The organism is Nocardia asteroides (genome assembly GCA_019930625.1).
GTDB classification, from domain to species: Bacteria; Actinomycetota; Actinomycetes; order Mycobacteriales; family Mycobacteriaceae; genus Nocardia; species Nocardia sputi.
Genome location: CP082844.1, coordinates 1,289,671 through 1,302,492, shown reverse-complemented (window position 1 = coordinate 1,302,492; position 12,822 = coordinate 1,289,671). Strand labels below are relative to the sequence as shown.

Annotated in this window: 15 protein-coding genes and 1 pseudogene; 6 read left to right on the top strand and 10 right to left on the bottom strand. The window is 70.0% G+C overall.

Translation table 11 applies throughout. The features are described 5' to 3' along the window. Positions 1-31: 31 nt before the first annotated feature. The gene (locus tag K8O92_06060) at positions 32-1,084 is read right to left on the bottom strand and encodes an NAD(P)-dependent alcohol dehydrogenase (GenBank protein ID UAK33516.1); all 1,053 of its coding nucleotides are present in this window, start codon (positions 1,082-1,084) and stop codon (positions 32-34) included. Positions 1,085-1,245: 161 nt separating this feature from the next. Between K8O92_06060 and K8O92_06055 the strand changes: the two genes are divergently transcribed. Then, complete coding sequence (locus K8O92_06055) at positions 1,246-2,361, top strand: S1C family serine protease (GenBank protein UAK33515.1); 1,116 nt, start codon at positions 1,246-1,248, stop codon at positions 2,359-2,361. Positions 2,362-2,370: 9 nt separating this feature from the next. On the opposite strand, the gene K8O92_06050 is transcribed toward K8O92_06055, so the two are convergent. From K8O92_06050 to K8O92_06040, 3 genes are all read right to left on the bottom strand, one after another. Beyond that, positions 2,371-2,937, bottom strand: coding sequence for a vitamin K epoxide reductase family protein (locus tag K8O92_06050; protein UAK33514.1), 567 nt, complete (start codon positions 2,935-2,937; stop codon positions 2,371-2,373). Then, positions 2,934-3,713, bottom strand: a complete 780-nt coding sequence (locus K8O92_06045) for a DsbA family protein (GenBank protein UAK33513.1) — start codon at positions 3,711-3,713, stop codon at positions 2,934-2,936. Before K8O92_06045 ends, K8O92_06050 begins: the two co-directional genes overlap by 4 nt. A gap of 182 nt (positions 3,714-3,895) precedes the next feature. Further along, a complete protein-coding gene (locus K8O92_06040; protein UAK33512.1) occupies positions 3,896-4,471 on the bottom strand; it encodes a TetR/AcrR family transcriptional regulator C-terminal ligand-binding domain-containing protein in 576 nt (191 codons plus the stop codon). 94 nt (positions 4,472-4,565) lie between these two features. Here K8O92_06040 and K8O92_06035 point away from each other — a divergent pair, with 94 nt between their 5' ends. Next, positions 4,566-5,903: a carboxylesterase family protein gene (locus K8O92_06035; protein UAK33511.1), complete on the top strand. Its 1,338-nt coding sequence runs from the start codon at positions 4,566-4,568 to the stop codon at positions 5,901-5,903. Positions 5,904-5,974: 71 nt separating this feature from the next. After that, entirely contained in the window at positions 5,975-6,838 is an 864-nt protein-coding gene (locus K8O92_06030; protein UAK33510.1) for an LLM class flavin-dependent oxidoreductase, read from the top strand. Between the two features lie 258 nt (positions 6,839-7,096). Here K8O92_06030 and K8O92_06025 read toward each other — a convergent pair whose 3' ends face one another. The 4 genes and pseudogenes from K8O92_06025 to K8O92_06010 form a co-directional block, all read right to left on the bottom strand. Further along, the gene (locus tag K8O92_06025; GenBank protein ID UAK33509.1) at positions 7,097-7,945 is read right to left on the bottom strand and encodes a polyphosphate kinase 2 family protein; all 849 of its coding nucleotides are present in this window, start codon (positions 7,943-7,945) and stop codon (positions 7,097-7,099) included. Positions 7,946-7,977: 32 nt separating this feature from the next. Continuing rightward, positions 7,978-8,703, bottom strand: coding sequence for an ESX secretion-associated protein EspG (locus K8O92_06020; GenBank protein ID UAK33508.1), 726 nt, complete (start codon positions 8,701-8,703; stop codon positions 7,978-7,980). 77 nt (positions 8,704-8,780) lie between these two features. Beyond that, positions 8,781-9,365: pseudogene (locus K8O92_06015) on the bottom strand (hypothetical protein). A 41-nt stretch (positions 9,366-9,406) separates the two neighbouring features. Beyond that, positions 9,407-9,799 carry a hypothetical protein gene (locus K8O92_06010; protein UAK33507.1) on the bottom strand — a complete coding sequence of 131 codons (393 nt, stop codon included), beginning with the start codon at positions 9,797-9,799 and terminating at the stop codon, positions 9,407-9,409. Between the two features lie 182 nt (positions 9,800-9,981). On the opposite strand from K8O92_06010, the gene K8O92_06005 reads away from it, so the two are divergent. Together K8O92_06005 and K8O92_06000 are read left to right on the top strand one after the other, a co-directional pair. After that, positions 9,982-10,725, top strand: a complete 744-nt coding sequence (locus tag K8O92_06005) for a GntR family transcriptional regulator (protein ID UAK33506.1) — start codon at positions 9,982-9,984, stop codon at positions 10,723-10,725. A 62-nt stretch (positions 10,726-10,787) separates the two neighbouring features. Then, complete coding sequence (locus tag K8O92_06000) at positions 10,788-10,979, top strand: hypothetical protein (protein UAK33505.1); 192 nt, start codon at positions 10,788-10,790, stop codon at positions 10,977-10,979. A gap of 85 nt (positions 10,980-11,064) precedes the next feature. Here the strand turns inward: K8O92_06000 and K8O92_05995 are convergent, their stop codons facing one another. After that, entirely contained in the window at positions 11,065-11,496 is a 432-nt protein-coding gene (locus K8O92_05995) for a tautomerase family protein (GenBank protein UAK33504.1), read from the bottom strand. Positions 11,497-11,595: 99 nt separating this feature from the next. On the opposite strand from K8O92_05995, the gene K8O92_05990 reads away from it, so the two are divergent. After that, positions 11,596-12,183 carry a TetR/AcrR family transcriptional regulator gene (locus K8O92_05990; protein ID UAK35471.1) on the top strand — a complete coding sequence of 196 codons (588 nt, stop codon included), beginning with the start codon at positions 11,596-11,598 and terminating at the stop codon, positions 12,181-12,183. On the opposite strand, the gene K8O92_05985 is transcribed toward K8O92_05990, so the two are convergent. After that, positions 12,180-12,812: a methyltransferase domain-containing protein gene (locus K8O92_05985; protein ID UAK33503.1), complete on the bottom strand. Its 633-nt coding sequence runs from the start codon at positions 12,810-12,812 to the stop codon at positions 12,180-12,182. The genes K8O92_05990 and K8O92_05985 overlap by 4 nt on opposite strands. Between the last annotated feature and the right edge of the window lie 10 nt (positions 12,813-12,822).

Sequence of the window (12,822 nt, the reverse complement as noted above, 5' to 3'; positions counted from 1 at the left end):
ACCGCGTGGCCGCGTCGGTGGGCGAGCAGGCTCACATGGTCGATATGTCGATGACGAAACGGTAGCGCACGTCGCTGGCCACGACCCGGTCGTAGGCGCCATCGATCTCGTCGGCGGCGATCAACTCGATCTCCGCGCCGATGCCGTGCTCGGCGCAGAAGTTCAGCATCTCCTGGGTCTGCGCGATGCCGCCGATCGACGAGCCCGCCAGCGAGCGCCGGTACGCGGCGAGGTGGAAGGGCCGGACGGTCAACGGGTTCTCGGGAAGACCGAGCAGCACCAGGGTGCCGTCCAAAGCGAGCAGGCGTAAGTAGGCGTCCATCGGCAGGTCCGCCGACACCGTGTTGAGGATCAGGTCGAACCGGCCGCGCAGCTCACGGAAGGTCCGCTCGTCGCCGGTCGCGTAGTAGGCGGCGGCGCCGAAGAGCTTGCCGTCGTCCTGCTTGCTCAGCGAGTGGCTGAGCACCGTGACCTCGGCGCCCATGGCGGCGGCGAGCTTCACCCCGACGTGGCCGAGCCCGCCCATGCCGATGATCGCGACCTTCTTGCCCGGTCCGGCGCCCCAGTGCCGCAGCGGCGAGTACAGCGTGACGCCCGCGCACAGCAGCGGCGCGGCGACATCCAGGCCGATGCCCTCGGGGATCGCGACCACGAAGTTCTCGGTCACCACGATCTGCGTGGAGTACCCGCCGAGGGTGTGCCCGCCCGGCTGCACCGCCGGGTCGACCACGGTGTTGTAGGTCATGGTCGCGCCCGCGGCGCAGTACTGCTCCTCGTCGGCCAGGCACGGTGCGCACACCCCGCAGGAACCGACCATGCATCCGACGCCGACACGATCACCGACCCGGTGCCTGGACACCGCGGACCCGACCGCGGCGACCACGCCCGCGATCTCGTGCCCCGGCACGCAGGGGTAGCGGGTCCGGCCCCACTCGCCTCGCGCGGTGTGGATGTCGGAGTGGCAGATACCCGCGAACTTGATGTCGATCAGCACATCGTGCGGGCCCAGGTCCCTGCGTTGGATCGTGACCTTCTCGAACGAGCCCTCGGGGGCGTTCAGGGCGTAGGCGGCGGCTGTGCTCATGAGGACATGCCTACCGTCGCATGGGTGCGGTTGCCAACTGGGACACGAGAACGGCGCGGTCACGGGGTATTTTTCGGGCGCGGTCCCCGGTTCGATGATCTTCGGCGGCGTCTGGTGGGGACAATGGAATCGGTGAGCGGTTCGGCCGAGGCGGGAGAGCCATGGACGAAGAACGGCAGCAGTGGACCGGGGCGCGGCGCACGCCGGGCGGTGGCCGGGTGTTCGTGCTCGTCGTCACCTTCGTGCTCACGGTCGTCGCTTTCCTCGGGTATCGCGGCGAGTTGCCCGATCACAATCGCACCGTTGGGGCCCCGGCCTCGGTCGCGTTCGCCCCGCCCGATCCGCTGGACCCGGGACTGGTCACCGCGGCGGTGCGTCCGGCGCTGGTCAACGTCAACGCCTCCACCGAGCGGTCCGGGCCCGGCGCGGCGGGGTCCGGCATCGTCCTCACCGCCGACGGCGAGGTGCTCACCAGCCACCACGTGGTCAAAGGCGCGGACACCGTGACCGTCACCGACGTCGGCAACGGGAAGGTCTACGACGCGGTCGTGCTCGGCTACGACGCGGAGGCCGACATCGCGCTGCTCGACCTGGCCGCCGCCGAGCTACCGATCGCAACGATCGGCAGTTCGGCCGGATTGCGCCTGCGTGAGGAGGTCCTCGCGATCGGCAACGCGGGCGGGACCGGTGGCGCGCCGACCGCGGTGCACGGCCCGCTCACCGACCTGGACAGCGCGATCGTGGCGGTCAACGCCGCCGATCTGTCGCGCAAAGCGCTCAGCGGGATGCTGGAGGTCGCGGCGGCGGTCACTCCCGGCCAATCCGGCGGAGCTCTGGTCGACCGGAAGGCGCACGTGGTCGGTGTCATCGCCGCGGCATCCGGTGACGGGGCGCGCGCGGCGGACGAGCCGGCGAACGGCTACGCGGTGCCGATCGACGCCGCGATGCGAGTGGTCCAGCAGATTCGCTCCGGCACCCCGACCGACACCGTGCACATCGGCCCGACGGCAACCCTCGGTGTGCTCGTTTCCAACGCGCTGCCCGTCGGCACGGGAGCGCGCGTGGACGTGGCGATCTACGGCATGCCCGCCTACGCCGCCGGTCTCGCCTCAGGTGACGTGATCACCTCGATCGACGGTCACGCCGTCAGCAGTGCGCAGTCCCTGCGCGCCGCGCTGAACACGCGCAAGCCGAACGACACCGTCCGGTTGGGCGTCACCGGCGCACACGGGGCGCGCACGGTAGCCGTGGTCCTGGTCGCGGGCCCGCCGAACTGAACCGGCGGATCAGACCAGCGACAACCAGTAGTCCTGGAAACGCAGGAACACCAGCAGCAGCGCGACCGCGAAGAACAGCGCGACGATCGTCCAGCGCCATTCGGCGAGCACGCCGAGCGGACCGCGCGAGCCTCCCCACAGCTGATCGGTGCACACCGCGAGCAGCGGCGTGATGATCGCCCAGACCACCATGCAGTACGGGCACAGCGCGTTGATCCGGTAGAGGCTTTCGAAGATCAGCCAGCAGACGAAGCCGACCCCGAGCAGGGCGCCGAGCCACAGGCTGCCCCAGACCCAGCGTGGGAAGCCGACCCCGGCCACCGACAGCAGGCCGAGCGTGACGACGACGGAGAACCCGACGACGCCGATCAGCGGGTTCGGGAACCCGAAGACCGAAGCCTGGTCGGTCACCATCACCGACCCGCAGGACAGGATCGGGTTGATGCTGCACGACGGGGTGTAGCCGGGGTCGGTGAACAGCTTGAACCGCTCCACCGTCAGCGCGACGGCGGCCAGCCAGCCGGCGAGTCCGCCGACCAGCAGCACCCACGCGGCGCGCGGCCCCGCGGTGATCACTGGGCAGCGGCGGCGCTGATCACGGGTGCGAGGCCGCCGGGTCCGAAGATCTCCTGGCTGGACTCGACCTTCTTGCCGTTGACGAACACCGACGGGGTGGACTGGATGCCGCTTTCCAGCACTTCCTTGGTGCGGGCCTGGATGTACTTGTCGTACTTGTGCTCGGTGATGCACTGCGCGACCGCGTCGTCGGTATAGCCGACGCTCTTGGCGATCTGGACGAGCTGGTCGTCGGACAGCCCCGCGCCGCCCTCCGGCGGCTGCTGCGCGAACATGGCCTTCAGCCAGTCCTGGTACTTGGTGGGGTCGGCCTCGGCGACGCAGTAGGAGGCGCTGCCCGCGCGCGAGGAGTAGCGCGTGGTGGAGGCCTTGTCCAGGAAGGCGATGATGTTGTACTCGACGACGGCGGTGCCGTTGTTCACCGCGTCCGTGAGCACCTGACCGTTGGCCGACTCGAAGGCCTTGCAGGCGGGGCACTGGAGGTCGGCGACGACGCGCACGCTGACCTTCGCGTCCGGCTTGCCGATCCGGACCGCGCCGCTGTCGGTGATCGAGGCGGCCACCGGGCCCGCGTTCGCCGCGCCGGTCGCGGCGATGGACGGGGTGGGGCCCGGGTCGTCCTTGCGGGCCTTCTGCACCGCGATGCCGATGCCGATGGCCGCGATCAACCCGACGAGCACGGCGGCGACGGCCACCTGGATCAAGATCTTGCGGTTGCGGTCGGCGCGTTCCGCCGCCAGCAGCGGGTTCGACTTCCCACCCTGGTTTTTGCTCACCGTGCGCTCACCACGCCTTTCGCTCGCCGGACGGTTTCCTACCGCCACGATGGTAGATCCGCCGACCACCTTGCCGGGTGATCGGGCCACACGCGGTCATCATCGTCGGCGTACCTGAGAGATTCCGAAACATCCCGCCTACGGTCGCTGATACCGGGCGGGAGCGTGCCGAGAAGACGCGCTCAACGCGGCGTGATGCCGCCGAGGACGAGGTCGACGGCGTCGCGGGCCAAGCCGGGCGGCAGTTCCGCGCCGAGTTGCGTGACGTGCAGGTGGACCAGTCCGCCGAGGGTCAGCATGGTCAGCCGAGGGTCCACCGTCGCGGCCACATCGCCACGGGTGATACCGCGCCGGACGATCTCCTCCGACGCCGACAGCCGCCGTACCCAGAATTCGCGCCGTGCGGCGTCGACCTCGGGGTCGGACTCGGCGATCACGGTGCCCCGGATCAGGGCCTGGCCGGACGGTGTCCGCGCGAACCGGATGAGATCGGTCATGAACCGCTCCAGGTCGCCGCGCAGCGACCCGGTGTCCGGCAGCGGGATCTCCTCGGCCACTCGGGACAGCAGCGCGTCCAGCAGCAGCCGAGGCAGCGTTTTCCACCGTCGGTAGATCGAGGTCTCGTGCACGCCGGCGTCCGCGGCCACGTCGGCGACGCGCACGTTGCCGATGCCCGCCGACTCGATGCGGGCCACTGTCGCGTCGAGCACCGCCTTCTGCAGGCGCGCACCACGGATCTGCGCGGGGGAGTCACTCATGCGCCGATTATCGCAACTCCTCTTGCGTTGTTTCGCCTTCGAGCCTTAGCGTGGTGCTATCGCAAGTAGACTTGCGATAGAAGGTGAGAGAGGCATGAACGACGTGGTCGCGCCCTCGGGGCGCTGGCGGAGCGAGACCCGCGGCTCGGCCGTGGTGTTCCGCGGGATTCCCTACGCGCGGGCCGAGCGATTCGGTGCGCCGGAGCCGGTCGCGGCACACACGGGGGTGTACGACGCGACGCGCCGCTACGCCGTCGCACCGCAACTGCCCGGACGGCTCGAGGGGGTGATCGGGCGGGCGGACCCGCTCGAGCAGTCGGAGGACTGCTTGGCGCTAACCGTCACCACCCCAGCGGGCGCTGAACCGGGCAGCTGTCCGGTGCTGGTGTGGCTGCACGGCGGCGCATACCTCGCGGGCAGCGGGCAATGGAACCTGTACGACGCGGACCGGCTCGTGCGTGAGACGCGCGTCGTGGTGGTGTCGGTGAGCTACCGGCTCGGCGTGCTGGGCTACCTTCGCGCGCCGGGCGTCTCGGCGGGGAATCTCGGGCTGTGCGACCAGATCGCGGCGCTGCGGTGGGTGCGCGAGCACATCGCCGAGTTCGGCGGCGATCCGCGGCGGGTCACGGTCGCGGGGCAGTCGGCGGGCGCGCAATCGGTCGTCGCGCTGCTGGGCATCGCGGAAGCGAGGCCGCTGTTCGCCCAGGCGATCGTGCAGAGCGCTCCCTTCGGCGTCGGATTCCACAACCACCGGCAAGCCGAGCGGACGGGGGCGATGTTCCTCGCCGAACTCGGCGCCGATCCGTTCACCGCGCCGGTGTCCGACCTGCTCGCCGCGCAGGGTCGTACGGTGCGCCGCGCGGCGGGACCGGCAGCACTGAACTCCGCACCGCCCTTCTTGCCCGTAGCCGATGCGCGCCCGCTGCCCGGCGAGCGCGAGTGGCGACAGGCGGTGCGGGACGCGGCGGGCGGACTGCCGGTGGTGCTCGGTTGCGCGGCCGAGGAAGCGCGCGCGTTCTACGGCGGCCCGCACCCGGTCTTCGGCAGGCTGCGGCGATTGCCCGGGATCGGGGGCAGGCTCGACTCGGCGGGGCAGCGCCTGATCGGGCGAAAAGCGTTCGAGGAAGGACTTTTCCGCTTTGCCGACGAGCTGGTCGATGCCGGCGCCACCGTCTACTGTTACCGCGTGGGACGGCTGCATCCGGCGAACCCGTACGGCGCCTGCCACTGCGTCGACCTGCCGCTGTTGTTCGGCGACGCCGATACATGGCGCGCGGCGCCGATGCTCGCGCCGCTCACCCCCGCCGAGATCGACGCGCTGGGCATCCGAACCCGGCGGTATTGGGGGGAATTCGTCCACACCGGACGAATCGGCGACCCCGACTGGACGGCACATCGACCGAACTCGCGTTTCGCCCGGCAGCTACCCTGAGCGCGGCCGCGTCGGCCGTCTCCACGCGAGAAAACCCGCGTCCGCCGGGCTCGGCGGGTAGGAATGGTGGGATGACTGTTCTCGGTGCTGTGTTCCGCCCGCAAAATCCACCCGAACTGCTGCGCGAGGCGGCTCAGGTGGCCCAGGCCACGGGCCTGGAGGAACTGTGGCTGTGGGAGGACTGCTTCCTGGAAAGCGGAATCGCCAGCGCTGCCGCGGTACTGGCGTGGACCGAGCGGTTGCGCGTCGGTATCGGGTTGCTACCCGTGCCGTTGCGCAACGTCGCTCTCACCGCCATGGAGGCCGCCACGCTGCATCGTCTGTTCCCCGCCCGGCTGACTCTCGGCGTCGGACACGGTGTGCAGAGCTGGATGGCTCAGGTCGGCGGCCGCGTCGAATCGCCGGTGACATTGCTCAGCGAGCACTTGGCCGCGCTGCGCGCTCTCCTGGGCGGCGAGCGGGTCACCGTCTCCGGCCGCTATGTGCATCTCGACGACGTCGCGCTGGACTGGCCACCCGCGACCGCGCCGAAGGTCTACGCGGGCGCGCGCGGCCCACGCTCGATCCGGTTGTCCGGCGAGCACGCCGACGGCACCCTGCTCGATTCGATCACCGATGCCGACGGTGTGCGGGCCGCCCGCACGCTGATCGACGAGGGCCGCGCCGCCGCGGGGCGCACCGATCACCACCACGTGGTGGCGAATCTGCTGGCTGTCACCGGCCCCGAGGCCGACGCGCGCCTGGCCGCCGAACGCACTCCGGCGCACGCGCCGGGCGCGGGTGTGGCCGGTGACGCGCAGGCGATCGCCGCGGCGGTCACCATGCTCGCCGAAGCGGGCGCCGACACCGTCGTGCTCCAGACCACGGCCGACGATCCGGATCCCGCCGCCTTCCTCCGGTTCGTCGCCGAGGAGGTCCGGCCTCTGGTCCCGTGAGCAGCTAGGAGTTCGTCCAGGCCCCCGACGCGCATCCGCTGCCGGGTCAGCGGCACCGCGACCACGTCGTCGGCAGCGCACTCGCCTACTCGGAGCTGGAACCCCGCGCCGCAGGCCGCCCCGGCCGCGCCGGCGGACAGCTCGAAGGGACGGCATCGGAGATCTACGTCGAGCGGGGCGGCCTGGCTCCGGCGGACTGGAGCACGGCGATGTGGTCTCGCGCGAGCCGCTTGGGGCCCGACAACAGGACGCGTCGACTCAGGCTTGCGCCAGCCGCTGCTTCTGCCGCTCGACGTCGAACTTCGCCGGGGGCCAATCCAACTCCAGCCGCTCCAGCGCCGCGATCAGCAGTTCGGTCACCGCGAGGCGGGCGAACCACTTGCGGTCGGCGGGCACGACGTACCAGGGCGCGTACTCGGTGGACGTGCGTTCCAGCATCGCCTGGTATGCCTCCTGGTAGGCGGGCCAGAACGCGCGCTCATCGATGTCGGAGGGGTTGAATTTCCAAAATTTGTCCGGACGTTCCAGCCGCTCGGCCAGCCGCCTCTTCTGTTCGTCGAGCGAGACGAACATCGCGACCTTCACCAGCGAGATGCCCTCGTCCACCAGTTCGCGCTCGAAGGTGTTGATCTCCTCGTAGCGCGGCTCCCACACGGTGGGCGGCACCAGATTGTGCACTCGCACCACGAGCACGTCCTCGTAGTGCGAGCGATCGAACACGCCGAGCTGACCGGCGCGCGGCAGCGCCTTGCGGATGCGCCACAGGTAGTGATGACGCCGCTCCTCCCGCGTCGGCACGCCGAACGCGGCGTGGTCGACGCCCTGCGGATCTACCGATCCGATCACGTGCCGGACGATGCCGCCCTTGCCCGCGGTGTCCATGCCCTGCAGGATCAGCAACACGCTGCGCCGGTCGCCGCCGGACCGGCCGTTGGCGTACAGCTTCTCCTGCAGATCCGACAGCACCACGCTGCGTTCGGCGAGCAGTTCGAGGCCTGTCTTCTTGTCGCCGGTGAATCCAGGGCGCCCGGAGGTGTCCAGCTCGGCGACTCGCAACCCGTCCGCTTTCAGGGCCTCGGCAGGTGTGACCGTCCACAGCTTCGACATGTTCCGAACCTACCCGCGGTAGTCGCGAGTGGTCAGATCTGCGCGAGGCGCAGGAGTTGGGCGGCGAACTCCTCGTCCGATACGGGGGTCAGGATGAGATCGTGCGCTGTGGTGAGCAGGTAGCGCCCGTCACCGGTGAAGTCCAGCCAGGTGCGGTGGCGGGTGGGTGGGGACATGGGATTCTCCGGCTCCACCGTGACGGTGATGAAGCCGCGCCCGTCCACCGGCTTGCGCAGGGTTTGGCGGAATTTCGCCGCGCCGCGCTGGCCGTTGGTGACGAACGGCTCGGTGCGGTCCGGACTGAGCACGGCGTCCTGCGGCTCACGCATCGGGGCGAGTCTGCCCGGCCGCGCCGAACCGATGATCTGCACCAGGCGTTCGCCGACTGCCCGGACATGGCACATGTGCACGGTCACCCGGTCCGGCGTGGCGACCAGGATGCTCGCGTGGTTGTGCACCACCGCGGCGAACGCGAGAATCCGTACGGGTTCCGCCGCGCTGCCGTTGTGCGACGCCGCGGAACGCTCGCCGGAGACGGTGATGGTGGTCGCGTCGTGGCGCGCGCAGAGCATCAGCGCGGCGGCCAGATCGGGGTCGGCCTGCCGGGAGAAGCGCTGCGGCAAACCGAGGGCGTGATACTCCGATTCGGTGCGCACGGTAGCCGAGGGGACCATATTGACCGGGTAGGGCCTACGGTCCAGGCTCGTTTCGTTCGTCCAGACATGCGTGAATTCGTCCGGGGTGAGCACCCATTTCACCGTGCGCCGCCTCCGCGGACGGAGTCCGGATCAGCGGGTGCGCCGTTGTCGGCGGTCGAACCTTCGTGTGGCTGGGGAAACTGGGGAACGCGGTCGCCGGTGGCGGGCATCGTCGGGGTGTAGACGTAAGTCATCGTGTCCCGGACATCCGCCTCGATGTCTGCCGCCGCACTATCGTGTTCCATCCTACGTTTTCCACCGTAAACCGCTTCGGCGGCCGGGTCCGCCAGTGGCCGATACCGCTGCGGTGGCGCGATCGCGCCCCGGACCGTTTGCGCGGCATCGCTATTCAACTCCATCAGCCGCGCGACCGCCCGGCACACGTCGTGAGCCTCCTCGCCCGCGCGGACGAACTGCCTGGTCGCACCCACGGCGGCGTCGGCTGCCCGGCCGGACCAGCGCGCGAACTCCCGGTTGGTGGCATCGGAGAAGGCTTGGAACGCTTCGGCCATCGCGGCGGCGTTGGTGTGCCACGCCGCGGCGACCCGGCCGAGCGCCGCCGGGTCGAGCGTTTCGTGCACCAGGTCCCATATCTGCTGATGGGTGTAGGCGCCGAACAGCTCTCGATCCGGCGCGTAGGCGGGATCGGTCGCACCAGCGGTGAATCCGGCCAGCTCCTGCCGGATGTCGTCGGCGGCGGCCCGTGCTGCGGAGTCTGCCATTCTTCGTCCCCCTCAGTCGATCCCGGCGTGCGGAGGCCCGCTCATCGGGGCTCCAGGTATTCGGCGATCAGCCGCAGCGCGGCCTGGTTGGCCGCTTCGGCCTCGGCCAGCCGGTTGGCCGCGGCGAGATACGCGGCCTTGAACAGCAGCGCGGTTTCCTGGAACGCCGCGAGGGTGTCCAGGTATTGCCGTCCTTTGTCGGCGAATCCGCGGGTGAGGCCATGTCCGGTGGGCAGATCCGGGAAGCCGGTCACGTCGGTGACCAAGTGCTGGTCGGTCATCGCGCGACCTAGATCGTCGACCAGCTTGTCGCACGCCGCGGCGAGATTCTCCGCCACCGCGGTGTCCAGCTCGAACGGTTCGCCCCCGCCCGCGCCGATGGCCGCCGCGTACAGCTCTCGCGCCGTCCCCTGTCCGGTATCGGGTACCGCCACGTGGAAGCCCCCTTCCGCTCGGTCCTGCTCGTACCGCGCTGTACTGGATCCGCACTTTACCGGTCGGTACAACACCGTGGACCGACTCGGTACCGGCTTGTGCGAGGCCCCCGGCGACCCCGCGCGCCGTTGTTACACTGGCCAGCGGTCCGAGGGGCGGTGTCGGCAGGGGAGGGCGACCGGTGGCCGAAATCCATGACGTATATCCGAAATACCTGAGGATCTCGGCGTATCTGCTGGGGCTGATCGAGAGCGGCGAGCTGGCTCCCGGCGCCGAGGTGCCCTCCGAACGGGAGCTCGCGGCGCGCTGGAAGGTGGCACGACCCACCGCCGCCAAGGCGCTGAATGTCCTGCGCCGACAGGGAATCGTGGAGACCCGCCGTGGATCGGGTACCTATGTCGCCGAACGCGGCGTGCTGATGCGCGAAAGCGCGCCCCGATACGGATCGTCCGCGCTCGCGGGCGAGTCGGTGACCGTGCTGCGCGCGGAGGTGGTCGAAGGGCCACGAGAGGTGACCGACTCGCTCGGCGTGCCCGCGCGAAGCCGGGTGATCGTGCGAACAACGCTGCGGGAGTCGGGTTCCGCAGGCACGCGGCTGATCACCTGCTGGTTTCCGGGTGGATTCGCCGAACCCGCCACCCTCCTGCTCGGCTCCGATCCGCTGCCCTGTGAAGTCCGGCGTTACCTGGAATCGGCGGTCGGTCGCGTCACCACGGTCGTGCGCGAGAGCGTCGGCGCCCGGCTGGCCACGGAGGACGAACGCCGCCACCTCGCGCTCCCACACCCGGCCGCGGTGTTGGTGGTGCGCCGCGTCGGCCTCGACGCCGGGCGCGTCGCGCTCGAGTACCGTGAGATCACCCATCCGCCCGGCCAGTGGTGCGCACAGGAGTATTTCACCAGCTCAGCGGCCGATTTCCGCCGTTGACACCCCGAGCCCGCAACTGGCATAGTCCACTTGTCGGAAGTGTCGGAGGGTGGGGAGTGGCGATGTCCGATCAGTTGACCGTCGGCGGCTGGGTGGTCGTGGGGGAGCAGTGCTCGGTCCGCTTGGCCCCACTAACTCGCGACGACTACTTGGCCTTCGTCTTCGAAAGTAGCGGAACCGAATTCGAATTGGCCTTGGCCCCTGCCATCCTCCACCGCATGGTCGATCTCGGCGCGGCCCCGCCCACGCCCTGATCCCCTCGCGCCCGCACTCTCAGATGGTGAGCCGCGGTCGAGGCAGCGACAGACAGCTGTGGCGGATGGCTCGACAAGGCGCGGCTCACGCATCGGCGCGCTGACCTTTGGCCACAGCGGCCAGCTCAGCGAAGCGGACCACGTTCCCGGCGGCGCCCCAGGTGCCTTCGGGCTGTTCATGAATGAGCACCCACACTCGTAAGCCGTCGGCGTCGCCGAGTCCCGCCGCGGCCGAGACGTCCGCGGTCACCTCCTTGATCAGGCCCTCTTTGCGGCGATCGGACAGTGCCCCCGCGGGCACGGTGACGTCGACCCGGAATCTCGGCAGCTCGTCCTCGTCGCTGCCGAAAGCGCCTGCCGGGGCCTCATCGATGCGGCTCCAGGCCAGCGCGCGGAAGAACGCCGCGTCGGGCGCTCCCTCCCACTTCAGCAAGGTGGACGCGAGCCTGCCGCGCAGCGCGGCGCGAGTATCGGCGGACAGGACTCCGGTGGGCAGGGTCAGCTGGATCATCGGCATGGCGAACTCCATTCGAAACGAATACCGGCGTTTATAACGATCGTTATAACTCCTGCACGGTACGCTATGACAGTCGTCATGAGCAAGGGAGGAGAAGCGATGGCCGAGACGCCGCAGGCGCGGGAGCGGATGGTGGCCGGCGCGGCCGACATGATCCGCCGCCGCGGCCTGAACGCGACCAGCGTGCGGGAACTCGCCAAGCACGCCCAGGCGCCGCTGGGCTCCACCTACCACTATTTCCCGGGCGGCAAATCGCAACTGGCCGCCGAAGCGGTTCGGTTCACCGACGCGCTGGCCGCCCGCAAACTCGCCGGGGGGCTTGCGGCCGGGCCGGTCGCCGGTCTGCGGTCATTTGTGGACATGTGGCGAAAGGTGGTGCTGGACAGCGACTTCCAGGCAGGATGCCCGGTGCTCGCCGTCGCGATCGAAGATCCGGGCGACGACGACCAACCGCAGCGTGCCGCCGCCGCCGCGTTCGAGAACTGGACCGGGCTGCTGGCACGGTCGTTGCGCGAGCACGGCGCGAGCGAGATCGACGCCGAGCAGACCGCCACCCTGGTCGTTGCCGCGATGGAGGGCACGGTGGCGATGTGCCGGGCCGAACGCAGCATCCGTCCGCTCGATCACACCGTGGACAAACTCGAATTCCTGATCCGAGCCGTCACCGGTGAGCAGCGCCGGGGCTAAGCCGGTTTCGTCGCGCTGACGTACTGGAGCAGGCGATGGACCCGCTGGTCGATCTCCCCCAAGCCGTGTTCGGCGAAGAGGGTGGGGAACGTCCGGGTGCCGAACACCCGCAGACCGCTCAAGCCGCCGACCACGCGGCTCACCTCGCCGACGGGGTTGGGGGCTCGGTGGCTGGTGGTGATGGCGATGCGGCCACCGGGAGCGAGGACGCGGATCATCTCCCGAGCGGCGACGAGCGGGTCGGGAATGAGGTAGAGCGCGCCGAAACAGCAGACCGCGTCGAAAGTTCCGTCCGCGAACGGGAGCCTGCGCGCGTCCCCGCGCAGATACCCGACGCGCGGTCCGGCGTTGTCGGCGACGGCGCGCGCCAGCATCGGTTCGGAGTAGTCCAAACCGATCGCGTAGCCGTCACCCGACAGCGCCTCGCTCAGGTATCTGGTGAAATTGCCCGGCCCGCAGGCGATGTCGAGAACCTTCTGCGCGCCGCCGAGCCGCAGCGTGGCGACCGCGTCGCCCCGGTCCGCCGCGGTCGTGCGCCCGCTGGCGAGATAGAACAGCGTCGGCCGCCAGGCTCGTTCGTACACCGCGGCGAGGGCCGGGGCATTCATCGTCTTGCGTGCGAGATTCACCGGCGTGCGA